Annotated in this window: 20 protein-coding genes; 11 read left to right on the forward strand and 9 right to left on the reverse strand. The window is 69.9% G+C overall.

Annotated features, from left to right (window positions below; translation table 11 throughout):
• Positions 1-124: 124 nt before the first annotated feature.
• The 3 genes from JHE00_RS21855 (at position 125) to JHE00_RS21865 (ending at position 4,213) form a co-directional block, all read left to right on the forward strand.
• Positions 125-1,507, forward strand: coding sequence for an FAD-binding oxidoreductase (locus tag JHE00_RS21855; protein WP_200321035.1), 1,383 nt, complete (start codon positions 125-127; stop codon positions 1,505-1,507).
• 4 nt (positions 1,508-1,511) lie between these two features.
• A complete protein-coding gene (locus JHE00_RS21860; RefSeq protein ID WP_200321037.1) occupies positions 1,512-2,774 on the forward strand; it encodes an SAM-dependent methyltransferase in 1,263 nt (420 codons plus the stop codon).
• 131 nt (positions 2,775-2,905) lie between these two features.
• Complete coding sequence (locus tag JHE00_RS21865) at positions 2,906-4,213, forward strand: hypothetical protein (protein WP_200321039.1); 1,308 nt, start codon at positions 2,906-2,908, stop codon at positions 4,211-4,213.
• Between the two features lie 2 nt (positions 4,214-4,215).
• Here the strand turns inward: JHE00_RS21865 and JHE00_RS21870 are convergent, their stop codons facing one another.
• Positions 4,216-4,698, reverse strand: a complete 483-nt coding sequence (locus JHE00_RS21870) for a hypothetical protein (protein ID WP_200321041.1) — start codon at positions 4,696-4,698, stop codon at positions 4,216-4,218.
• 96 nt (positions 4,699-4,794) lie between these two features.
• On the opposite strand from JHE00_RS21870, the gene JHE00_RS21875 reads away from it, so the two are divergent.
• The 5 genes from JHE00_RS21875 (at position 4,795) to JHE00_RS21895 (ending at position 11,591) form a co-directional block, all read left to right on the forward strand.
• Entirely contained in the window at positions 4,795-5,625 is an 831-nt protein-coding gene (locus JHE00_RS21875; protein WP_200321043.1) for an alpha/beta fold hydrolase, read from the forward strand.
• 141 nt (positions 5,626-5,766) lie between these two features.
• On the forward strand, positions 5,767-7,782 hold the full coding sequence (locus JHE00_RS21880) for a neutral/alkaline ceramidase (protein WP_200321045.1): 2,016 nt from the start codon (positions 5,767-5,769) through the stop codon (positions 7,780-7,782).
• Between the two features lie 127 nt (positions 7,783-7,909).
• Positions 7,910-9,457, forward strand: a complete 1,548-nt coding sequence (locus tag JHE00_RS21885) for a prenyltransferase/squalene oxidase repeat-containing protein (RefSeq protein ID WP_200321047.1) — start codon at positions 7,910-7,912, stop codon at positions 9,455-9,457.
• Positions 9,454-10,689, forward strand: a complete 1,236-nt coding sequence (locus JHE00_RS21890) for a cytochrome P450 (RefSeq protein WP_200321049.1) — start codon at positions 9,454-9,456, stop codon at positions 10,687-10,689. Before JHE00_RS21885 ends, JHE00_RS21890 begins: the two co-directional genes overlap by 4 nt.
• Positions 10,677-11,591, forward strand: a complete 915-nt coding sequence (locus JHE00_RS21895; RefSeq protein ID WP_200321052.1) for a UbiA family prenyltransferase — start codon at positions 10,677-10,679, stop codon at positions 11,589-11,591. The genes JHE00_RS21890 and JHE00_RS21895 overlap by 13 nt, the downstream gene beginning before the upstream one ends.
• 4 nt (positions 11,592-11,595) lie before the next feature.
• On the opposite strand, the gene JHE00_RS21900 is transcribed toward JHE00_RS21895, so the two are convergent.
• Positions 11,596-12,399: an SAM-dependent methyltransferase gene (locus JHE00_RS21900; RefSeq protein ID WP_200321054.1), complete on the reverse strand. Its 804-nt coding sequence runs from the start codon at positions 12,397-12,399 to the stop codon at positions 11,596-11,598.
• A gap of 388 nt (positions 12,400-12,787) precedes the next feature.
• Here JHE00_RS21900 and JHE00_RS21905 point away from each other — a divergent pair, with 388 nt between their 5' ends.
• Complete coding sequence (locus JHE00_RS21905) at positions 12,788-13,621, forward strand: phosphoribosylaminoimidazolesuccinocarboxamide synthase (protein ID WP_200321056.1); 834 nt, start codon at positions 12,788-12,790, stop codon at positions 13,619-13,621.
• A gap of 12 nt (positions 13,622-13,633) precedes the next feature.
• On the opposite strand, the gene JHE00_RS21910 is transcribed toward JHE00_RS21905, so the two are convergent.
• On the reverse strand, positions 13,634-13,933 hold the full coding sequence (locus tag JHE00_RS21910; protein ID WP_200321058.1) for a DUF3040 domain-containing protein: 300 nt from the start codon (positions 13,931-13,933) through the stop codon (positions 13,634-13,636).
• A 114-nt stretch (positions 13,934-14,047) separates the two neighbouring features.
• On the opposite strand from JHE00_RS21910, the gene JHE00_RS21915 reads away from it, so the two are divergent.
• Together JHE00_RS21915 and JHE00_RS21920 are read left to right on the forward strand one after the other, a co-directional pair.
• A complete protein-coding gene (locus tag JHE00_RS21915) occupies positions 14,048-15,091 on the forward strand; it encodes an AI-2E family transporter (protein WP_200321060.1) in 1,044 nt (347 codons plus the stop codon).
• A 68-nt stretch (positions 15,092-15,159) separates the two neighbouring features.
• Positions 15,160-15,729, forward strand: a complete 570-nt coding sequence (locus JHE00_RS21920; protein ID WP_200321062.1) for a hemerythrin domain-containing protein — start codon at positions 15,160-15,162, stop codon at positions 15,727-15,729.
• A 106-nt stretch (positions 15,730-15,835) separates the two neighbouring features.
• Here the strand turns inward: JHE00_RS21920 and JHE00_RS21925 are convergent, their stop codons facing one another.
• The 6 genes from JHE00_RS21925 to JHE00_RS21950 all read right to left on the reverse strand — a co-directional run bounded on the left by JHE00_RS21925 (position 15,836) and on the right by JHE00_RS21950 (position 21,949).
• The gene (locus tag JHE00_RS21925) at positions 15,836-16,657 is read right to left on the reverse strand and encodes an SAM-dependent methyltransferase (RefSeq protein WP_200321064.1); all 822 of its coding nucleotides are present in this window, start codon (positions 16,655-16,657) and stop codon (positions 15,836-15,838) included.
• Between the two features lie 66 nt (positions 16,658-16,723).
• Positions 16,724-17,824 (reverse strand): ABC transporter ATP-binding protein, encoded by a 1,101-nt coding sequence (locus tag JHE00_RS21930; protein ID WP_200321066.1) that lies wholly within the window; start codon positions 17,822-17,824, stop codon positions 16,724-16,726.
• A gap of 13 nt (positions 17,825-17,837) precedes the next feature.
• The gene (locus JHE00_RS21935) at positions 17,838-18,647 is read right to left on the reverse strand and encodes a carbohydrate ABC transporter permease (RefSeq protein WP_200321068.1); all 810 of its coding nucleotides are present in this window, start codon (positions 18,645-18,647) and stop codon (positions 17,838-17,840) included.
• The gene (locus JHE00_RS21940) at positions 18,644-19,576 is read right to left on the reverse strand and encodes a carbohydrate ABC transporter permease (protein ID WP_200321070.1); all 933 of its coding nucleotides are present in this window, start codon (positions 19,574-19,576) and stop codon (positions 18,644-18,646) included. The genes JHE00_RS21935 and JHE00_RS21940 overlap by 4 nt, the downstream gene beginning before the upstream one ends.
• Entirely contained in the window at positions 19,573-20,937 is a 1,365-nt protein-coding gene (locus JHE00_RS21945; RefSeq protein WP_200321072.1) for an ABC transporter substrate-binding protein, read from the reverse strand. The genes JHE00_RS21940 and JHE00_RS21945 overlap by 4 nt, the downstream gene beginning before the upstream one ends.
• Positions 20,930-21,949: a zinc-dependent alcohol dehydrogenase family protein gene (locus tag JHE00_RS21950; protein ID WP_200321074.1), complete on the reverse strand. Its 1,020-nt coding sequence runs from the start codon at positions 21,947-21,949 to the stop codon at positions 20,930-20,932. Before JHE00_RS21950 ends, JHE00_RS21945 begins: the two co-directional genes overlap by 8 nt.
• Positions 21,950-22,066: the final 117 nt, after the last annotated feature.

Here is a 22,066-nt window from a genome sequence, read left to right on the forward strand (position 1 = left end):
TCGACCGCTCCCTACCGCGAATGCGACATTTGGGTCAACCGGGTTGACCTGCGTTTTCACCTGAGGTGAGTGAACCCGCGCTGGACCCCTGGAAGTGCGGCTGCCACAGCGCGATCATGGATTCATGGCGTGTAGTGACAGACGAGGCGGCACGACGGTCGCGGAGACCGGTTACGAGGCGCGGGTGGCACGGCTGCGCGAGCAGCTCGCCGCGGTGCCCGACGGCGCACCGGTGCGCCTGGCCAAGCCCACGTCGAACCTCTTCCGGCCACGCAGCGGTTCCGGCTCGCCCGGCCTGGACGTCTCGGATTTCACCCACGTGCTCGACGTGGACGTCGAGGCGCGCACCGCCGACGTCGAGGGCATGGTCACCTACGAGCAGCTCGTGGACGCCACCCTGCCTCACGGCCTGATGCCGCTGGTGGTGCCGCAGCTCAAGACCATCACGCTCGGCGGCGCGGTCACCGGGCTCGGCATCGAGTCGTCGTCGTTTCGCAACGGGATGCCGCACGAGTCGGTGCTGGAGATGGACCTGCTCACGGGCAGTGGCGAGATCGTGCTCGCCAGGCCCGACAACGAGCACAGCGACCTGTTCTTCGGCTTCCCCAACTCCTACGGCACCCTCGGCTACGCGCTGCGCCTGCGGATCGAGCTGGAGCCCGTGCGCCCCTACGTCCGGCTCGAACACGTCCGCCACAGCGATCCCGTCCAGTACTTCGCCGCGCTGGAGCGGGCCTGCCGCGACCGCGAGGCCGACTTCGTCGACGGCACCGTCTTCGGTCCCGACGAGATGTATCTGACCCTGGCCACGTTCACGGCAGAGGCGCCCGAGACGAGCGACTACACGTGGCTCGACATCTACTACCGCTCCATCCGCGAGCGCACCGTCGACCATCTGCCCGTGCGCGACTACCTGTGGCGCTGGGACACCGACTGGTTCTGGTGCTCGCGCGCGCTCGGGGCGCAGAACCGGCTGGTGCGCCTGCTCGCCGGGCCGAAGCTGCTGCGGTCGGACGTGTACTGGAAAGTCGTGGCGTTCGAGCGCAGGCACCAGCTGCTCGGCAGGCTGCAGCGCGCGTTCGGCGCGGCCGAGCACGAGATGGTGGTGCAGGACATCGAGGTGCCGGTGAGCCGGGCGGCGGAGTTCCTCGATCTCTTCCGCAACGAGGTGCCGATCAGCCCGGTGTGGGTGTGCCCGGTGCGGCAACGCGATCCGGACCGCCGCTGGCCGCTGTACGAACTGGACCCGCACGCGCTCTACGTCAACTTCGGTTTCTGGGCAACGGTCCCGCTCGCTCCCGGACAGCCCGACGGCAGCCACAACCGGCTGATCGAGCGCACGGTGACCGAGCTCGGCGGCCGCAAGTCGCTGTACTCGGAGAGTTTCTACGACGAGGACACGTTCTGGCAGCTCTACAACGGACCCGCCTACGACGCACTGAAGCGTCGGTACGACCCGGCGGAGAGGTTGCTCGACCTGTACGAGAAGTGCGTCAAAGCGAGGTGATTCCATGACCCGGGGAGAACTCGGAGAAGTACTGGGACGGTTCGTCAACGCGGGCGAGCACGTGTCGATCACCGTCTACGACGGCAGTGTCGTCGGCGATCCCGACTCGCCACATCGCATCGACATCCGCTCACCCACGGCGCTGAACTACGTGTTCACCGCACCGGGCGAGCTCGGGCTAGCGCGCGCCTACGTCACCGGGCACCTCGACGTGCACGGCGACCTCTACACGGTGTTGAGCGCGCTCACCGCCGTGCTGGACGGGCTCAGCGTGGCCGACAAGCTGTGGATCATGCGCAGGCTGGGTACGCGGTTCCTCGGCTCGGTACCGGTGCCCGCGGAGGAGGCGCCGAGCCGGGTGCGGCGCGGGCTGCTGGGGCTGCGGCACTCGAAGGCCCGCGACAGTGCGGCGATCTCGCAGCACTACGACGTGTCCAACCGGTTCTACGAGCTGGTGCTCGGCCCGTCGATGGCCTACACCTGCGCGTGCTACCCGGAGCAGGACTCGACGCTGGAACAGGCACAGTTCCACAAGTTCGACCTGGTGTGCCGCAAACTCGGGCTCGAACCGGGCATGCGGCTGCTCGACGTCGGCTGCGGGTGGGGCGGCATGGTGGCCCACGCCGCCGAGCACTACGGCGTGCACGCGCTGGGTGTCACGCTCTCGCGCGAGCAGGCACAGTGGGGGCAGAAGGAGATCGTCGCCAGGGGCCTCGCCGACCGGGCCGAGGTGCGCCACCTCGACTACCGCGACGTGGCCGAGTCGGACTTCGACGCGGTGTCCTCGATCGGGCTGACCGAGCACATCGGAGCGCGGCACCTGCCGGCGTACTTCCGTTCCCTGGCCTCGAAACTGCGCGTCGGGGGCAGGCTGCTCAACCACTGCATCACGCGGCCGACCAACACCGAGACCCATCACACCGGGCCGTTCATCGACCGCTACGTCTTTCCCGACGGCGAACTCGAGGGCGTCGGCACGATCATCTCGGCCATGCAGGACAACGGGTTCGAGGTGCGCCACTCCGAGAACCTGCGCGAGCACTATGCGCGCACGCTCACGGCGTGGTGCGCCAACCTCGATGCCAACTGGCCGGAGGCGGTACGGGAGGCCGGGGTGCGCAGGGCCAGGGTGTGGGCGCTCTACATGGCCGCGTCGCGGCTGGGTTTCGAGCGGCACAAGATCGAACTGCAGCAGGTGCTGGGCGTCAAGGTCGACGACGACACCGGCGACGCGGCGATGCCGCTGCGCCCGGACTGGGGCGTGTGAGGCGACGCGGCTCACCCGTCGCGGGTGAGATGTCATACGGCGACGATCAGACCACCCGTTGTGGGTGAGCCCGCGCGCGCCGGTGGTCGCGAGTCTGGACGGAAACGGCGTCTCCTGGAGGGAGACCCATCATGTCCGGGCCTGCCGAGAGCGCCCCGCTGGCCGACGACGAGCGGGCCGAGCTGGAGCGCCTGCGCGCCGAGGTCGAGGCGTTGCGTACTCGCAGGCCGCCACGGCGGGTCCCGTGGCGCGCCATCGGTGCCGCGGTGCTGGGCGTCCTCGGCTGCCTGCTGACGCTGGTGTCGCTGCTGTCGGTGTGGGTGAACAACCAGGTGTCCGACACCGACCGGTTCGTGGCGACGATGAGCCCGGTGATCCGCGAACAGTCGGTGCGGGCCGCGATCACCGACCGGCTGACCGCGGCCGTGTTCACCCACCTCGACGTCAGCGCGCTCACCGACCGGGCCGTGACCGCGCTGGCACAGCGCGGAGTTCCGCCCGAGGCGATCGGCCCGCTGCGGGGGCTCTCGGGGCCGCTCGAGTCGAGCGTGCACGGCTTCGTGCACGAGCGGATCGGCGCCGTGGTGGCCAGTCCCACCGTCGCCGAGCTGTGGGACCGGGCGATCCGCACCGGACACGGCCAGCTGAACGCGGTCCTGTCGGGCGACAACCCGAACGTCGTCGTCAGTAACGGCGAGGTGAGGCTGGACCTGGCTCCGTTCGTCGCCGAGGTGAAACAGCAACTGGTGGCCGAGGGCTTCACCGTCGCCGATCGCATCCCCGACCTGCACCCCACGATCACCGTCGCGAACGCGCGCACGCTGGAGCGGGGACGCACCGTGTACAGCGTGCTCGACCAGGCGGCCGCGTGGCTGCCGTGGGTCACGGCGGTGGTGCTCGCGGCCGCCGTGTACCTGGCGCGCGACCGAAGGCGCGCCCTGGTCCACATCGGACTGGGGATCGCGACGGCCATGCTCGTGCTCGCGGGCGCGCTGCTGGTGGTGCGCGGCATCGTCGTGGGCGCCGTGCCCGACCGGTCCGTGACCGCCGTCGGCGATGTCTACGACACCGTCGTGCGGTTCCTGCGCGGCGGGCTGCGCACGCTCTTCGCCGTCGGCGTGGTGCTCGCACTCGGCGCGTTCGTGACGGGTCCCTCGGTGGCCGCGGTAAGGCTGCGCGCCGGGACGGCTGCCGCGATCGCGTGGCTGCGCGGGGGTGGCGCCAGGGCGGGGCTGCGCACCGGTCGCGTCGGACCGTGGGTGCACACCTATCGCGGTGTCCTGCGGACGGGCGCGGTGGCGGTGGCCATGCTGGTGTTCGTGTTCCTGGACCGGCCGAGCGGGGTCACCGTGCTGGTGATCGCACTGCTGCTCCTGCTGTGCCTTGCCGTGATCCAGTTCCTCGACCAGCCTGCCGCGCCACAACGGCCGGACGGCTGAGCTCAGGACGTCGGTGCCATCGTCCCGGACGTGCACACGTCGGCGGCGTCGCGCAGCGCCCTCAGTGCGTCCGTCGACGCGGCGCGCACAGCCGCCATGTCGGGCGGTTGCGCCGTGAGAGCGTCGCCCATCCGCTGCGTCGCGGTCTTGGCCTGGTCGAGGTTCGCCTGAGCCTCGGGACCCGCGGTGGCCCTGAGCTTGTCGACCTGTGTCGAGACGTCGTTCGCCGCCGACCGGACGTCGTCCGCGCTGGCATTGCCCGACACGAACCGGGTGGCCGTGGACACCAGTGCCTGCCCGCTGTCGACCAGACCGGCGCAGCGACCTTCGGACTGCGTGACCGAGGGCGTGGTCGTGGGCGCCGGGGAGCTGGCGGGCTGGTTGCCGTAGGAACCGCCGCCGCCACACGCGCCGAGCGCCGCGACCGCCAGTGCCGCGCCGGACAGCGCGGCCGCCGCCCGGCGACGTGCTGTCGCAGTGGTCACGCTCGCTCACCCCTCTCAGGAGTCGAGGATCCCCACCAGGATCGGCGCGGCGAGTCCGGCGCACCTCGCATGTCGCGGGTGACTAGTCTTCGCCGCGTGAGCGAGTACCTGAGCATCTCCACGCCCGCCGGTTCCTTCGACGCGCTCGCGGCGGGACCCGAGGACGGCCGCCCCGTGCTGCTGTTGCACGGCTTTCCCGAGGCCGCGATGGAGTGGGAGTACCAGGTCGGCGTGCTCGGCAGGGAGGGCTACCGGGCGGTGGCGCCCGACCAGCGCGGCTACTCCCCCGGTGTACGGCCGGAGAACGTCGCGGACTACGCGATCGAGCACCTCGTCGACGACGTCGTGGCGATGGCGGACGCGCTGGGCTGGGCCCGGTTCGACCTGGTGGGCCACGACTGGGGCGGCGCCGTCGCGTGGTGGACCGCCGACGCGCACCCCGAGCGGCTGCGCTCGGTGACCTCGGTGTCGACCCCGCACCCCGGCGCGCTCGCCGAGGCGCTGCGCTCCGACGAGGAACAGGCCATGCGCTCGCAGTACATGCGCGACTGGCGCGGCAGGGACACCGAGAAGCGAATGCTGGCGAACAACGCCGAGGCGCTGCGGCGCATGTACGAGTGGAAGGTGCCGAGGAGCAGGGTCGAGGACTACGTGCGCAGGCTCTCCGAGCCGGGCGCGTTGACCGCGGCGCTGAACTGGTACCGCGCGGGCAAACCCGCGGCGCGCATCGGCAAGGTCTCGGTGCCCGCGCTGTACGTGTGGAGCACCGAGGACGTCGCCTTCGGCTCCACCGCCGCCCTGAGCACCGAGAACTGGGTCACCGGGCCGTACGAGTTCCAGATGCTGGAGGACGTGACGCACTGGGTGCCCGAGGAGGTCCCCGAGGCGTTCACCGCATTGCTGCTGGAGTTCCTGCACGGCCGGTGACGACTCGGGCACCCTCCGGGTTGCGCCCGATGTCCGAAACCACCACAATCGTGAATCAACTTCATATTGATGGTGGGGTGGGTGGCGTATGGACGTGCGGGCCGAGTCCGGTTCCCCTGCAGGCACTGCGGTGCGCGCGGAATGAGGGCGCGGGCTCTCACCGCCGCCCTGCTCGTCGCGAGCACCCTGGTCGTCGCGCCCGCGACGGCGCCCGCCGAGCCCGCCGAGCCGTACCTGGTCGGCCGCGGCATCGCCGACGCGACCGGGGAGATCGCCGAGGTCGGCATGATGGGCTACGGCCGCATCGACCAGCAGGCCGAAGGTCTGCACAACCGCCTGCGCTCACGCGCGTTCGTCGTCGCCGATCCCGTCACCGACCAGCGCGTGGTGCTCGTGGTGGTGGACTCGCCGATGATCTTCGGCAGCGTGCACCAGGAGGTACTGCGCAGGCTCGCGCAGCGCTACGGCGACCGCTACACCGAGCAGAACGTGCTCATCAGCGGCACGCACACCCACGCGGGCCCCGGCGGCTACTCACACCACCTGCTCTACAACCTCACCACGTTCGGCTTCCACGGCAAGACCTTCGACGCCATCACCGACGGCATCGTCGAGTCGGTCGAGCGCGCGCACGCCGACCTCGCACCGTCGTCGCTGACGCTGACCCACGACGAGCTCACCGATGCGAGCGTCAACCGCTCCCGGGACGCGTTCGACCGGAATCCGGCCCGGGACAGGGAGTTCTTCCCCGACGCGATCGATCCGCAGACCTCGTTGCTGCGCGTGGAACGCGACGGCCGCCCCGTCGGCGCCGTCAACTGGTTCGCCACCCACAACACCAGCATGTCCGGCGACAACCGGCTGATCAGTGCCGACAACAAGGGCTACGCCGCCTACCACTGGGAGCGCGAGGTCGAGCACGTCGACTACCACGCGGAGCAGTCGCCGGACTTCGTGTCGGCGTTCGCGCAGACCAACGCGGGCGACATGTCGCCGAACCTCGACCTGCGACCGCCGACCACCCCAGAGGACTTCGCGGCGACGAAGGAGATCGGCCTGCGGCAGTTCGAGGCAGCGGTGGGCCAGCTCGGCGAGAACGGCGCCGCGCTCGACGGCGGCGTCGACTCCCGGCTCGTCCACGTCGACCTGTCCTCGGTGGACGTGCGGCCCGAGTTCACCGGCGACGGCAGGCACCACCGCACGTGCGCACCGGCCGTCGGCGCCGCGATGGCGGCGGGCAGCACCGAGGACGGCCCCGCGTTCCCGCTCTTCGCCGAGGGCGAGAACCCGTTGTGGGACAAGGTGTCCGACTCGGTGTTGTACAACGCCTCACCGGAACTGAAGCAGTGCCAGGCGCCGAAGGGCATCGTGGTGCCGATCGGTGCGATGAACGCGGCGTACCCGTGGGTGGCCGAGACCGTGCCGGTGCAGCTGGTGCGCATCGGCAGGCTGCACCTGATCGGTGTGCCCGGCGAGGTCACCATCGCGGCCGGCCTGCGACTGCGGCGCACCGTCGCCGACGTGGTCGGTGCCGACCTGCGGGACGTGCTCGTGGCCGGCTACAGCAATGCGTACTTCCACTACGTCACCACGCCGGAGGAGTACGACGCGCAGCACTACGAGGGCGGCAGCACGCTCTTCGGGCGCTGGCAGCTGCCCGCGTTGCAGCAGACGGTCTCCGGGCTCGCGACGGCGCTGCGCGACGGCACTCCCGCGCCGAGCGGACCGCGGCCGCCGGATCTGTCGGACCGGCAACTCTCGCTGCAACCGGGCGTGCTGGCCGACGTGCCGCCGCTGGGCAAGCGGTTCGGCGACGTGCTCGGCCAGCCCGAACCGGCGTACCAGGCCGGTGAGCGCGCGGAGGTCGTGTTCGCGGGCGCGCACCCCGGCAACGACCTGCGCCGGGGTGGCACGTACCTGGAAGTCCAGCGCTGGGACGGGAATCGCTGGCTGACGGTCGCCGACGACGGCGACTGGAGCACGACGCTGCGCTGGCGGCGGCACGGGCTCGCGGCCTCGCACGTCACCATCGGCTGGGAGGTGCCGCCTGGCGCGGACGGAACGTATCGGATCCGCTATCACGGTGACGCCAGAAACCCGTTCGGGGGCGTCCGGAGCTTCTCCGGAGTGTCCAACGAATTCACAGCGTCCGGTTGACCAGCTGGATCCTGCTCCATTCGGAGCACAGCAGTGTGACACCTTGCCCACAAGTGCTACTTTAAGTTTTGATCATCGAAGTGGCCGACCCGATACTCATCCTGCGCTGACCCGTCGAGGAGTGCCCATGAGCTCGCGCGGTTCCTGGCTGGAGACGACGACCGAGACGGCGACAGCGCTCGTGGCCGACATGTCCGCCGATCCGTGGGGACGGTTCTCGCCGTCCGTCTACGAGACGGGCAGGCTCGTCGCGCTCACCCCGTCCCTGCCGGAGCACGAGCGGCGCGTGGACTTCCTGTTGCGACAGCAGCGATCCGACGGCCGCTGGGGCGGTCCCGGCGACTACGACATCGTGCCCACGCTCAGTGCCGTCGACGCGCTGATGCGCGAGCAGCGCAGGCCCGCGGCGGCGCCTCGGGTCGGTGACGCGGCCGCCCGCGGACTGCACGCGCTCACGAACCGGTTGCGCGACAACGACTCCCTGCCCGACACCGTGGCGGTCGAGCTGATGGTGCCCGGGCTCGTCGACGACATCAACGACCAGCTCGAGCGCGTCGGCAGTGTGCCACTCCCCACGCCGAAAGGCACCTACGCGGACCTGCTCGCACAGCTGCGCTCGGCCGTGGCGCACGACTACCCGCTGCCCGACAAGCTGTTGCACTCGCTGGAGATCGTCGGCCCGCCCGCGCAGGGCGCGGCATTCGTGACCCCCGCGCAGGGCACCGTGGTGGGCTGCTCCCCCGCCGCGACCGCGGCGTGGCTCGGCGACCGGGCCGTCCGCGACGAGCACGACCCGTGCGTGCGCTACCTGCGCGCGGTGCAGGATCCCACCGGCGGAATCCCCGTCGCCGCACCGCTGGCACTGTTCGAACGCTCGTGGGTGCTGTCCACTCTGGCCGGAATCGGAGTGCGTTTCCACGCCCCGCCCGACCTGGTCGCCAGCCTGCACGCCGCGTTCACCGACGAGGGCGCCGCGGGCGGCTGGGGCCTGCCGCCCGACGCCGACGACACGGCCACCGCGCTGCTGGCGCTGGCGCTGCTGGGCAGCCCGCGCTCGCCCGAGTGCCTGTGGACCTACGACACGGGCGAGCACTTCGCGTGCTTTCCCGACGAACGCACTCCGTCGACGAGCACCAACGCCCATGTGCTGCAGGCCATCGGGGCCTCGCTCACGCCGGAGCTGCCCGACCGCGACCGCTACGTCGCGGCGGCGGGCAGGGTCACCCGCTGGCTCGCCGAGTGCCAGCAGAGCGACGGCAGCTGGCGGGACAAGTGGCACGCCTCGCCCTACTACGCCACGGTGTGCTGCGCGACGGCGCTGGCCGAGCACGGCGGCCCCGAGGCCGAACCCGCCGTGCGCAAGGCCGTGGCGTGGCTGCTTGCCACCCAGCGCGAGGACGGCTCGTGGGGGCACTGGGACGGCACCGCGGAGGAGACGGCGTACGCGATGCGCACCCTGCTGCACCCGGCGATCCGTGCGGGCGAGCACGCGGCGGCCAGGGGCGCGACGTACCTGCGAAGGCCCCAGGCCGAGCATCCCGCGCTGTGGCACGACAAGGACCTCTACACCCCGTTGCGGATCGTGGAGACCGAGATCCTCGCCGCCCTGCACCTGGCCCGCACCACCCCGGCGGTGGCCGCGTTGCTCGAGCCGGAACGGATCGGCGCGGGATGAACAGGACCGAGCTGCGCATGGCACTGCGCACGCTGTCCTTTCTTGACTCCCAGGCGCACCGGCCGGAAGGCTTCGTCGAACTGAGCGGCGAGCCGCACCCGAAGCTGCTGGTGTGGCAGCCGGAGGCGATCGAGTGGATCTTCCGCGAGGACAGCGGGCTCGACCACCCTGGCAGCCGCTCGATGCGGCCGCTGCTCGGCCCGCACTCGCTGCTGTGGCTGGACGGCCCGCGCTACGGCACCTACCGGACGCTGCTCGGCCCGGCGCTGGGCTCACGCAGGCTCGCCGACTTCCACGGCCTCATCTCCGACGCCGTCGACCGCGCGCTCACGGAGCTGCGGCCGGGCACGGAGTTCGCGCTGCCGGAGTGGACGCGGCAGGTGACCCTCGACATCGCGAGCCGGATCCTGCTCGGTGCCGACGGTCCGCCGGTGCTGCGTGAGCTCACGGCGTGGCTCGAACGCGCGCTCGGTTCCCCGGTCCGGTCGCTGGCGTACCGGCTGTTCAGGGGCGGGCTGCCGGCCTCGGATCCCGCGCTGGACCGCGAGCTCGTGCGTATCGCGCGCGCGGCGCGGCCCCCCGCGCTGGCCGCGCTGCTGGTGGACCCGGACGGCCCGCTCGGCGGGGTCGGCGACGAGGAGCTGCGCGACCAGATCGTGTCGCTGCTCTTCGCCGGACACGAGACCACGGCGTCGGCGACGGCGTGGACGGTGTGCTGGCTCGACCGGAATCCCGACGTGCGCCGCGACGTGCTCGACGAGTTGCGTTCCACATCGGACAGCGGTGCGGACGCGAACGCCGTGCCGCTGCTGCAGGCTTGCGTACGGGAGTCGCTGCGACTCAGTCCACCCGTGCTCATCGCGGGCAACCGCAGGCTGACCGGCAAGGCGCGGCTGCTCGGCCGCGAGCTGCCGCGCGGGACCGTGCTCTCCCCCAGCATCTACCTCGCCCACCGCAGGCCGGACTCCTTCCGCTGCCCGCACCGCTTCGACCCTGGCCGGTTCCTCGGCGCCCGCCTGCCCACGCAGCACTACCTTCCGTTCGGCGGAGGTGCACGCCACTGCCCCGGCAGCGGCCTCGGGCTGCTGGAGGCGCGGATGATCACGGCGGCACTGCTGCGCAGGCGCGAACCGCGCAGTGTCGGGGAGAAGGCCGGTGTGCCGGCGATCCGCGGCCACGCGATGGCGCCGTCGAGGCGGCTGCGCATGACCGTCACGGCATGTCACGACTGACGGCGCCGCGGTGGCGTGACCTCGCCGTCGTCCACCGCCTCGAGTACACGCTGCCGGTGAGCTACCTCTGTTACGCGGTGCTCGGCGCGTGCGTCGCCGCGGACGGTGCCGAGCAGGCCGCGATTCCCGTGCTGCTGGCCGTGGTCGCGAACCTGCTGCTCATCGTCGGTCCGCTCGCCCTCAACGTCGCCGCCGACCTGCGCGCCGACGAACGGAACCCGGAGAAGCGCTATCTCGCCTCCGCCACCACGGGTGTCGGCAGAGTCCGCACGCTGCGGTGGGCGGTCACCGAGCTGACCGTCGGCGCAGCGCTGGCGTGCGTGGTCACGGTGTGGACCGGGTCGTGGCCCGTCGCTCTGGTCGCGGCGGCGATCATCGCGTTGCAGGTGGCCTACAACCTGGAGCCGCTGCGGCTGAAGCGGCGTGGGCTCGCCGGACCGGCCGCGTTCGGGATCGCGTCGGTGGGGCTGCCGTTCCTGCTCTCCTACGCCGCCGTGTCGCACGCGGTGCCGGGATCGGCGTGGCTGCTCGCCGCGGGCGTCGGTGTGCTGTCCACGGGCCGGACCCTGTGGTGGTCGCTACCCGACCGCGCGGCCGACGCGGCGACGGGCATCGCCGTCCCCGTCGCTCGCTTCGGCGTGCGAGGTACTCGCGTGCTCACGTGCGCCGTGCTCGTGGCCGGGCTCGTCCTGCTCGTCGCCGGGCTGTGGCTGCACTACGGACCGGCGTGGGCGCTGCTCGGCAGCGCGGGGCACGCGATCTTCACCGGATGGCTGGCCGTACTGGCGTTGCGGCCGTCCGGCCACGCGGCCCCCAGCGCGCGCCGGATGCTCACGCGGTCGCTGACCCTCGTCGCACTCTCCGAGGTGCTGCTCGTCGCCACGGCACTCGGCAATCTCTGACCGCTCAGAGCTTGCGGCCGAGGCCCGCGTGCACCTGCACCGTCTCGGGATTGCGGACGGTGTCCTCGTCGTCGGGGCGCCACAACGGAACCGGGACGATGCCGGGCTCCACCAGCTCGAGACCCGCGAAGAAGTCCACCAGAACCTCGCGGTCCCGCAACGTGACGATGGGAGGAGCGCCGAACATGCGGCTGAACAGGTTCAGACCCTGGTCCAGCTCCTCGTTCTGGCTGAAGTGCACGATCCCGACGTAGCTGCCGGACGGGACGGCGTCGACGAAGGACCGCACGACGGCACCGGGGTTCTGCTCGTCGTGCAGGTACAGCAACGTCTCGATCATGAGCACGGCGACCGGCTGGGTGAGGTCGAGCAGCTCGCGGGTCTCCGGGGCGCCGAGGATCCCGGCCGCGTCAAGGATTGTCCCCTCCACGAAGGCCACGCCCGGGTCGTCCGCCACCAGGGCCGCGCCATCGGCCACGACGTTCGGGTCGTTGTCGACGTACACGACCCGGCAGGCCGGGTCGAGGCTCTGGGCGATCTCGTGCACGTGGCCCTCGGTGGGGATTCCCGAGCCGAGGTCGAGGAACTGGCGCACGCCCTGGTCGACCAGGTGGGCCACCATCCGCCTCAGCAGCTGGCGCGACTCCCTGACCAGGTACGGCACGTGGGGCGCGCAGAGGGCGATGTGGTCGGCGTACTTGCGGTCGAGCTCAGTGTGGTGCGATCCCTCCAGCCAGCAGTCGTGCACCCTCGCGATGCTCGGCTGCTCGGCCTCGTGCTGGCCTTCGGTTCCAACAGGGAGTGCCACTTTCGAGTACGCCTCCTCGGGACTGAGCCCAGTTCGCTCCGCGTGATCTTGCTCCGCACAGGGCACCAGATTCTACTGCGAACGGCGGCCCCGTGGTGGCCGGGCTGGCGGCGACATTGTGCCCGGTGGCGGGAGTTTTCGCTTGCCGGACAACAGAAATTAGTAACGCGGTGCAGCGCGGCATGACGCTTCGGTCTCTCCGGGTGAGGCCGAACGAGCACGTGTCAGGCGAGACAGACACGGTCGCGCGCGCTGGGCGGTCACGCCTCGAGGTACGTCCGCGCCGCACCACAGCGTCTCCCCGCCGTCTCGCCGCCTCGCTCGGGGTCGCCCTCGCTCACCGGCTGCCCGAACACGGCCTCGCCGACTCGTACGTATGCTGACCCGCGTGAAGCACATCCACGCGGGCAAGGTCAGGGATCTCTACGAGGACCGGGGCGACATCCTGCTCGTCGCCTCCGACCGGGTCTCGGTCTACGACGTGACGCTGCCGACGCCCATTCCCGGCAAGGGCGCTCTGCTCACGCAGCTGTCGCTGTGGTGGTTCGAACGCTTCGGCGACGTCGTGCCCAACCACGTGGTCTCCGGCACCGACGTGCCGCCCGAGTTCGCGCGCAGGGCCATCCGCTGCAAGCCGCTGGAGATGGTGAAGGTGGAGTGCATCGCGCGCGGCTACCTCGCCGGGCTCGGTCTGAAGGAGTACCAGAAATACGGCACGGTCTCGGGTGTCGCGCTGCCCCCTGGCCTGCAGGAGGGCAGCAAGCTGCCCGAGCCGATCTTCACGCCCACCACCAAGGCCGAGGTCGGCCACGACGAGTTCATCACCTTCGCCGACGTGGTGAACCAGGAGGGCAGCGAGACCGCGGAGCGGCTGCGCGAGCTCACGCTGGAGATCTACCGCAGGGGCGCCGAACACGCCGCCGAGCAGGGCATCCTCGTGGCCGACACGAAACTGGAGTTCGGCCGCGACACCGACGGTACCCTCGTGCTCGCCGACGAGGTGCTGACCTCGGACTCGTCGCGGTTCTGGCCCGCCGACGAGTGGGAGCCGGGCAGGCCGCAGCACGCCTTCGACAAGCAGTTCGTCCGCGACTGGGCGACCAGCACCGACTGGGACCGCACGCCTCCGGGGCCCGAGGTGCCCGCCGATATCGTCGAGGCCACGCGCGCCCGCTACACCGAGGCCTACGAGCGCATCACTGGCATCACCTGGCAGGCCTGAGCCGCCGGGCGGTCACTCCACCCGCCGGTACTGCACCGGCGGGCTCGGGTCGGTCCACCCGCCGAGATGCGCGCACGCCGCGCAGCCGAGCAACAGCGCGCCGACGAACACGAGCCCCCAGTGCAACGTGATCGCGCCCAGCAGCAGGACCAGACCCGCGAGCAGGTCCAGTGCCAGCCTGGCCATCTTGGTCAGTGAAGGACCGGGCGGCTCGCTGCAGGTACTGAGTGCCGCCGCGAGTTCGGGTTCGTCGCTTTCGAACCGTTGCTCGATCGCGTTCAGTTCCCGCCGTTCGTCATGACTCAGCATCATCGGCTCCGGGGCTCACTCGGCGGCACGGACCACTTCGGGACCGCGTGGGTACCACCACAACTTTCGGTTCAAACGGCCCCGTTTCACCCACACGGGTATGGATACCCGCACGGTATGGCCAATCCGCGCGTGCGCCTGACCGCGGACCTGCTGCACCGCGCGGCCACCGTCTCGGCCGAGCTGCTGCTGGTGTTCCTCGCGGTGTGGGCATTGCGCAACGTGGTGCAGCACCTCGGCTACGTGCTGATCCCGATCGCGGTAGCGCTGCTGCTCTCGGCGTTCCTGCAGCCGTTGGTCTCGTTCCTGAACAGGCACCGCTGGCCACGGGCACTGTCGGTGCTCGCCTCGTTCGTCGCGGGACTGGCCGTGGCGGGCGGCATCGTGACGTTCGTGGTGTTCTCGATCGTCAACAGCTTCGACGAACTGCGTGAGCGCGTCACGCAGAGCGTCTCGCGGGTCCAGGAATGGCTGCAGACCGGGCCGTTGGACATCGACGGAGCTCTCTTCGACCGGGTGCGGGACTGGCTGGGTGGCAACCAGCAGGCCGTGGTGTCGCAGGCACTGGGCGCGTTCAACACCGCGAGCTCCATCGTGGTGGGACTCTTGCTGTCCACTGTGCTCCTGGTGATGTTCCTCTACGACGGCCCCCGCATGTGGCGGTTCCTGATCAGCCCGTTCCGCACGCAGACGCGCGACCTGCTCGACCAGGCGGGCCGCAGGGCTTATCGCGGCGTCGTGTCGTACGTGTGGGTCACCGCGCTGGTCGCCCTCATCGACGCGCTCGGCATCGGCATCGGGCTGGTGATCGTCGGCGTGCCGCTGGCGGTGCCGCTCGCGGCGCTGGTGTTCCTCGGCGGGTTCGTGCCCTACGTCGGCGCCGTCACCTCCGGCGTGCTCGCCGTCGCGGTGACGCTGGTGAGCAACGGACTCGGGGCGGCGCTCGTCATCCTCGGTGTGGTGCTGGCGGTGCAGCAACTGGAGGGCAACGTGCTCCAGCCCGTGCTGCAGGGCAACGTCTCGCGCCTGCACCCGGCGATCGTGCTGGTGGCGCTGGTGATCGGCGGCGCGGAGGCCGGCATCGCCGGCCTGCTGTTCGCGGTGCCCGTGCTCGCGGCCGCGCGGGCGGTGATCCTCACGGTCGCCGAGCGGCGCTCGTGAGCGTTTTCGTGATCCTGGCGCCGGGTAGCCGAACAGGACAGACCCCGAGGAGCCTCCAGGAGGCGACCATGACCACCTCCTTCTCCGGTACCCGCGACCTGATCGACCTCATCCGGGACGCCCACACCGAGACGGAACGACGGTTCTCCCAGCTGCGGGACGCGAACCTGGATCAGCACAGCCGCAAGAAGCTGACCGATCGCGTGATCGCGGATCTGGTCCGGCACTCCGTTGGCGAGCAGCAGGTCGTCTACCCGGCCGCGCGCAGGTTCGTCGACGACGGCGACGCCATCGCCGAGCGCGAGATCGGCGAGCACGCCGAGGCGGAGCGGGTGATGAAGCGGCTCGAGGACCTCGACGCGGCGAGCCCGGAGTTCGACCGCCTGGTGGAGCAGCTCATCGCCTCGGTCCGGCGCCACATCGAGGACCAGGAGACCCACCTGCTGCCCGCACTGCGCGACGCGTGCGGCGACGACGAGCTCGTTCAGCTGGGCCACCGGATGGCGCGGGCCAAGCAGACCGCGCCCACCCGGCCGCGTCCCGGCAACCCGGATCGCTCACCGGCGAACCAGATTGTCGACCGTGGTGCGGGCCTGATCGACCGCGTGCGGGACAAGGTCGGCAAGCACCGGCGTTGACCCCGGAAACGAGAACGCGGGTGGGGAGACCGATTCCGGTCGCCCCACCCGCGTTCTGCCACGACTGCCCACGCCCGCAGCTGTGCAGCCGGCCGAGCGCGGTGGTTCAGTTCTTCTTGCCGACCCCACCGGTCATGAAGCGCACCCCGATGGTCGTGGCGTCGGTGAGGATCTCCTCCGGACGCCACAGCGGCAGCGGGACGAGACCGGGAGACAGGATCTCCAGGCCCTCGAAGAACTCTTCGAGCTCGGCGGGCGTACGCACCCGGCCGGTGCCCAGCTGCTCCAGCAGCTGCCGCTCCAGCTCCTCGCTCTCCTCCGAGTCCGAGAGCCGCGTGAAGTTCGTGATGAAGAAGTACGAACCGGGCACGGCGGCCTCGCGCAGCGCCTTGACGATTCCCTTCGGGTCCTCGTCGTCGGCCAGGTGGTGCAGGATGCCCACGAGCATCACGCACACCGGCTTGCTGAAGTCGATCATCTCCTGCACGTCGGGGTGCTTCAGCACCTCGTCGGGCTTACGGAGATCGGCGGTCACGACCCGTGTGTTGTCGTTGTCCTGGAGCAACGCCCTGCCGTGCGCGAGCACGATCGGGTCGATGTCGACGTAGACGACCTTCGCGTCGGGGTTGGCCTCCTGAGCGACCTCGTGGGTGTTGCGGACCGTGGGAAGCCCGGAACCGAGGTCGAGGAACTGCGTGATCCCCTGCTCGGCGGCCAGGTACCGCACAACGCGGTGCAGGACCGCTCTGTTGTGCAACGCGATCTCCTTGAGCTCGGGGATGATCCCCAGACTCCCCTCGGCCACCTGCCGGTCGATCGCGTAGTTGTCCTTGCCATTGAGCATGACGTCGTAAACTCGGGCGGCTGTCGGCACCCCGTTGTCGAGCACGACGATTTCGGGGTCGACTGCTGCACTGTCGGAGGACATTGAAGACTCGCTCTCCTCACACCTTCTGCGGGACGCTGAACATCGTAGCCGTTCCGCCACACGCCGTCACTGAGGTTGCGAGCTTTGGGCGATCGACTTCGTCGACTGGGGGTCGAACACGTGCAGTTCGCCCAGTTCACGCAGGCCCACGCGCACCTTCTCACCGAGCCGGGGCGGCGTCCTGCCGTCCACGCGCACGACGATCCGCTGGCCTTCGCCCGCGTTGCCGTGCACGTAGGCGTCGGCGCCGAGCTCCTCCACCAGCTCCACCACGAGGTCGAACCCGTCCTCGCCGTCACCGACCAGCCGCAGCGACTCGGGCCGCACGCCGACGACCACCTCGCTCAGCTCACCGGCCCTCGCGAGCACGTCCCTGTCCAGCGGCACGGTGAACCCACCCAGCGTCACCCCGGCCTCACTCAGTGGAAGCTTGGCCAGGTTCATCGCCGGTGAGCCGATGAAGCCGGCCACGAACGTGTTGGCCGGCCGGTCGTAGAGCTCCCTCGGCGACGCGCACTGCTGCAGCAGGCCGTCCTTGAGCACCGCGACCCTGTCGCCCATCGTCATGGCCTCGACCTGGTCGTGGGTGACGTAGATCGTGGTGGTGGAGAGCCTGCGCTGCAGCGCGGCGATGTTGGCCCGCGTCTCCACCCTCAGCTTGGCGTCCAAGTTGGACAGCGGTTCGTCCATGAGGAACACACTGGGCTCGCGCACGATCGCCCTGCCCATCGCCACGCGCTGCCGCTGCCCACCGGAGAGCGCCTTGGGCTTGCGGTCGAGGTACTTCGTGAGGTCGAGCATCGCCGCCGCCTCGTCGACCTTCGCCCTGACCTTCTCCTTGGACATCCCCCTCAGTTTGAGCGCGAAGCCCATGTTCTCGGCGACGCTCATGTGCGGGTACAGCGCGTAGGACTGGAACACCATCGCGATGTCGCGGTCCTTCGGCGGCAGGTCGGTGACGGCGCGATCGCCGATGCGGATCTCGCCCTCGTCGACGTCCTCCAGCCCCGCGACCATGCGCAGCGCCGTCGACTTACCCGACCCGGAAGGCCCGACCAGCACCAGGAACTCGCCGTCGGCGATGGAGAGGTCGAGCTGGTCGACGGCCTTCACCGGCGTCGATCCGGAGTAGATCCGCGACGCGCCCGCGTAGACGACTTCGGCCATGAGACAAGCTCCTTTACTTGACGGCGCCCATGGAGAGGCCGCGGACGAGGTGGTTCTGCGCGATCCAGCCGATGATCATCACCGGCAGCGAGGCGAGCAGCGCGGCAGCGGAGAGCTGCGCCCAGTACAGGCCCTCACTGGTGATGAAGCCGGACAGGAACACCGGCACGGTGCCCGCACGCGCGGCGGAGAGGTTGACGGCGTAGAAGAACTCCGTCCAGGAGAAGATCACGCAGATCAGCGCGGTCGCCGCGATGCCGGGAGCCACGACGGGCAGCACGACCCGGTAGAGCAGGGTCGGCAGCTTGGCGCCGTCCACCCGCGCGGCCTCGATCATCTCCTTCGGCACCTCGAGGAAGAACGAGCGCATCATCCAGATCGCCAGCGGCAGGTTCATCGCCGTGTAGAGGATGATCAGCGCCCACACGTTGTCGAGCAGCTGCAGGTTCTGCGAGATCACGTACAGCGGGATGATCGCGGCGACGATCGGCAGCATCTTCGTGGACAGGAAGAAGCCCAGCACGTTGCTCGTGCCCTTGACCGGCGAGATCGACAACGCGTACGACGCCGGGATCGCCAGCAGCAGCACGGCGAGCGTCGAGATCAGCGTGACGAAGCCCGAGTTGGCGAGGTAGGGCAGGAACCCGCGCTCGAAGACGCCGGCGAACTGTTCCAGCGTCGGCGTGAAGAACAGCTTGGGCGGATCGGTGTAGGCGTCCGCCTCCGTCTTGAACGACGTCAGCACCATCCAGATGACGGGGAAGACGAACAGGATCGCGACCAGCCACGTGAACGCGGTCAGCGAGATGCGACCGAGCCTCATTTGACACCCCCGCTCACATCGAAGGTCCGGAACATCAGGCGCAGGGTGAAGGTGGCCACGATCAACGTCAGGATCACCACGATCACGCCCATCGCCGAGGACTGTCCGACGTCGAAGCCCTCGAACGCGCGCTGGTAGATGTAGAAGGGCAGGTTGGTGCTCGCCGTGCCGGGACCGCCCTGCGTCATCAGGTAGATCGCGTCGAACGAGTTGACGATGTAGATCGCCCCGAGCAACGCGGCCAGCTGCAGGTAGCGGCTCAGCTGCGGCAGCGTGATCGACGCGAACGTCCGCCACCGTCCGGCACCGTCGACCTGCGCGGCCTCCAGCACCTCCTTGGACTGCGCCTGCAGCCCGGCGAGGATCAGCAGCGTCATGAACGGCGTCCACTGCCAGATCACCTGGGTCATCACCGACCCGAGCGGGTACGCCGACAGCCAGTCGATGTCGGTGCCGAAGACGAAGTTGAGCAACCCGTGCACCGGGTCGAACATCGCCGTCTTCCACAGCAGCGCGCCCGCCGCGGGCAGGATCAGAAACGGCGTGATGATGAGCGTGCGGACCACGCTGCGGCCCGTGAACTTCCGGTCGAGCAGCAACGCCAGCCCGAGCCCCAGCACCATCGACACGAACACGCACACCACCGTGAGCACGACGGTGTTGAGCATCGCGGTGCGGAAGGTGCTGTCCGCGAAGACGTCGATGTAGTTCTGGAACCCGACGAAGTACTGCGAGCCGGGGCGCACGAGGTTCCACGACTGGAACGAGTAGAACACCGTGACCAGGAACGGAATCTGGGTCACCGCGATGGTGAAGATCAGCGCGGGCAGCAGCGGCGCTCTGCGCTTCCACGGGCTGGCGTGCCTGCGCGGTGCCGGCTGCTCGGCACCGCGGCCGGCCGGGGCAGGAGCGACCTCTGTCGTCGTCATTGCGTCTCCCGGTAGGCCTGGCCGACCGTCTCGGCGTACTCCTGCGCCTGCTCCAGTGCCTCGTCGACCGTCTTCTGTCCGGCGATCGCGGCGGAGAGCTGCTGGCTGATCCGAGTGCCCAGGTCCTGGAACTCGGGAATGCCGACGAACTGGATGCCCGGGTAGGGCACCGGCTCGGTCATCGTGTTGTCCTGGTTGGCCTCACGGATGCCGTCGAGGGTCGGCTGCGCGTAGGCCTTGGCCGCCTCGGTGTACTCGTCGATCTCGTAGGTGGACTGGCGCACGCCCGGCGGAACGCGGTTCCAGCCGAACTCCTCGCCCACGGTCTGCACGAACTGCTTGTCGGTCATCCACCGCATGAACTCCCACGCGGCGTCCTTGTTCTCGGTGACCTTCGGCAGCGCCAGCGACCAGGTGTAGAGCCAGCCGCTCGCGTCGGTCTTGTTCACCGGCGCCGAGACGTAGCCGGACTTGCCGGCCACGGTGCTGCTGGCCGGGTCCTCGTTGGTGCCTGCCATGACCGTCGCGTCGTACCACATCGCGGCCTCGCCCTGGCCGTAGCGCGTGCCGCACTCGGTGAAGCCCGCGCTGGAGGCGCCGGTCTGGCCGTGCTCACGCACCAGGTTGACGTAGAAGTTGGCCGCCTCCTTGAACTCCGGCGAGGTGAGCTGTGCGTTCCAGTCCTCGTCGAAGTAACGGGCGCCGAAGGTGTTGACCACCGTCGAGAACGGCGCGAGGCTCTCGCCCCAGCCCGGCTTGCCGCGCAGGCAGATCCCCGCGACACCGTTCGCCGGATCGTCGAGCTGCTCGGCGAAGCCCGCGATCTGCTCCCACGTCGGGTTCTGCGGCATCGTCAGCCCCGCCTGCTGGAACAGGTCCTTGCGGTAGGCCACGAACGACGACTCGCCGTAGAAGGGCACCGCGTACATGTCGCCGTCGTCGGACAGCGACTCGCGGATGCTCGGGATGAAGTCGTCGGCGTCGTAGCCCTCGGTGGAGTCGATGTAGGGCTGCAGGTTCTCCAGCCAGCCGTTGTCCGCCCACTGCGGGGTCTCGTAGTTGCTGATCATCACCACGTCGAACTCGCCGCCCTGCGTGGCGGTAGACGCGGTGATCTTCGCGCGGGCCTGGTTCTCCGGCAGTGACACGAACTTGAGCTCGATGCCGGGGTGGTCGCGTTCGAACTGGTCGGACAACGCGATGGCGTCGTTCATCTGTGGGTTGGCGACGATCGCGATCACCAGCGTCTGTCCGCCCGCGCCGATGGCACCGGCGCCTGCGCACCCGGTGGCCAACAGCAGGGCGGACAGCAGGATCGCGGACAGCCGGCCACGTCGCCGTCTGCCGAAGGCGTTACGCATCGTTGCTGCCTCCTGGGGCTCCGCCTGGAACAACCTGCACCTTCAGACCGGAACCACTGCGCATCAGCGCCAGTGCGTCCGGGTACTGCTCGAGCGAAAGCGTGTCGGTGAGCAGGGCGTCGGTGTCGATCGCGCCCGCGGCGACGAGGTCGAGCGCGGCACCGAAGCTGTTGAGCACCGCCATCGAGCCGACGATGGTGATCTCGTCGTTGTAGATCCGGAACGGCGACAGCGCCACCCGCGCCTCCTCGGGCGCGACACCGAAGACGAGCAGCCTGCCGCCTCTGCGCAGTGAGTCGAACGCGGCCTCGATGGCAGGCACCACACCGGTGCAGTCGGCCGCGGCGTCGAACTTCTCGTCGTTCAGCTCCGAGACGTCGGTGACGACGGCCTCGGCGCCCAGCGCGGTGGCCCTCGGCAACCGGGCGGCGTTGCGGTCGACGACGGTGACGCGCGCGCCCGCGCGCTGCAGCAGCTGCTGCATGATCAGGCCCATCGTGCCCGCACCCATGACGAGGAAGCGCTCACCGGCCTCGACGCCGATCCGGCGGACGCCGTGCACCGCGCACGAGACGGGTTCCACGAGCGCGCCCTGCTGGAAGGTCAGCTCGTCGGGCAGGCGGTAGCAGTTGGCCGAGGGCACGGCGACGTACTCGGCGAAGGCACCGTCGACGGTGTCGCCCGTGGCGCCCCAGTTGGCGCAGAGGTTGCCGTGGCCCGAGCGGCACGGGGTGCAGTAGCCGCAGAACAGCGACGGGTCGACGGCCACGCGGTCGCCGACGCTCCAGCCGCCGGGGACGTCGGCCCCGAGCTCCACGATCTGTCCCGCGAACTCGTGGCCGGGCACGATCGGGTACGGGGTGGGCGGGAAGTGCCCGTCGGCGATGTGCAGGTCGGTGCCGCAGATGCCGCACGCCCCCACCTTCACCACGACCTGCCGTTCACCCGGCTTGGGATCCGGCACGTCGCCAACTCTGATGGTCCCCGGCTGGTCGACGATCGCGGCCCGCATGCCACCTACCTCTCATCGCTCATCTGAGCGTCAACAAAGAATAAAGCCCACTGCATGTGCCAGGCATTGAAGAACTTTGCCTGGTGTTACGTCAACCTTTCGGCTGGATTTCAAGCT

Source organism: Prauserella cavernicola, assembly GCF_016595675.1.
GTDB classification, from domain to species: domain Bacteria; phylum Actinomycetota; class Actinomycetes; order Mycobacteriales; family Pseudonocardiaceae; genus Prauserella_A; species Prauserella_A cavernicola.

Excerpts from the sequence above, each read along its gene's own strand:
- JHE00_RS21855 (WP_200321035.1), top strand. The coding sequence starts at position 125 with ATGGCGTGTAGTGACAGACGAGGCGGCACGACGGTCGCGGAGACCGGT.
- JHE00_RS21860 (WP_200321037.1), top strand. The coding sequence starts at position 1,512 with ATGACCCGGGGAGAACTCGGAGAAGTACTGGGACGGTTCGTCAACGCG.
- JHE00_RS21865 (WP_200321039.1), top strand. The coding sequence starts at position 2,906 with ATGTCCGGGCCTGCCGAGAGCGCCCCGCTGGCCGACGACGAGCGGGCC.
- JHE00_RS21880 (WP_200321045.1), top strand. The coding sequence starts at position 5,767 with ATGAGGGCGCGGGCTCTCACCGCCGCCCTGCTCGTCGCGAGCACCCTG.
- JHE00_RS21885 (WP_200321047.1), top strand. The coding sequence starts at position 7,910 with ATGAGCTCGCGCGGTTCCTGGCTGGAGACGACGACCGAGACGGCGACA.
- JHE00_RS21890 (WP_200321049.1), top strand. The coding sequence starts at position 9,454 with ATGAACAGGACCGAGCTGCGCATGGCACTGCGCACGCTGTCCTTTCTT.
- JHE00_RS21895 (WP_200321052.1), top strand. The coding sequence starts at position 10,677 with ATGTCACGACTGACGGCGCCGCGGTGGCGTGACCTCGCCGTCGTCCAC.
- JHE00_RS21910 (WP_200321058.1), bottom strand. The coding sequence starts at position 13,933 with ATGATGCTGAGTCATGACGAACGGCGGGAACTGAACGCGATCGAGCAA.
- JHE00_RS21915 (WP_200321060.1), top strand. The coding sequence starts at position 14,048 with ATGGCCAATCCGCGCGTGCGCCTGACCGCGGACCTGCTGCACCGCGCG.
- JHE00_RS21920 (WP_200321062.1), top strand. The coding sequence starts at position 15,160 with ATGACCACCTCCTTCTCCGGTACCCGCGACCTGATCGACCTCATCCGG.
- JHE00_RS21925 (WP_200321064.1), bottom strand. The coding sequence starts at position 16,657 with ATGTCCTCCGACAGTGCAGCAGTCGACCCCGAAATCGTCGTGCTCGAC.
- JHE00_RS21930 (WP_200321066.1), bottom strand. The coding sequence starts at position 17,824 with ATGGCCGAAGTCGTCTACGCGGGCGCGTCGCGGATCTACTCCGGATCG.
- JHE00_RS21935 (WP_200321068.1), bottom strand. The coding sequence starts at position 18,647 with ATGAGGCTCGGTCGCATCTCGCTGACCGCGTTCACGTGGCTGGTCGCG.
- JHE00_RS21940 (WP_200321070.1), bottom strand. The coding sequence starts at position 19,576 with ATGACGACGACAGAGGTCGCTCCTGCCCCGGCCGGCCGCGGTGCCGAG.
- JHE00_RS21945 (WP_200321072.1), bottom strand. The coding sequence starts at position 20,937 with ATGCGTAACGCCTTCGGCAGACGGCGACGTGGCCGGCTGTCCGCGATC.
- JHE00_RS21950 (WP_200321074.1), bottom strand. The coding sequence starts at position 21,949 with ATGCGGGCCGCGATCGTCGACCAGCCGGGGACCATCAGAGTTGGCGAC.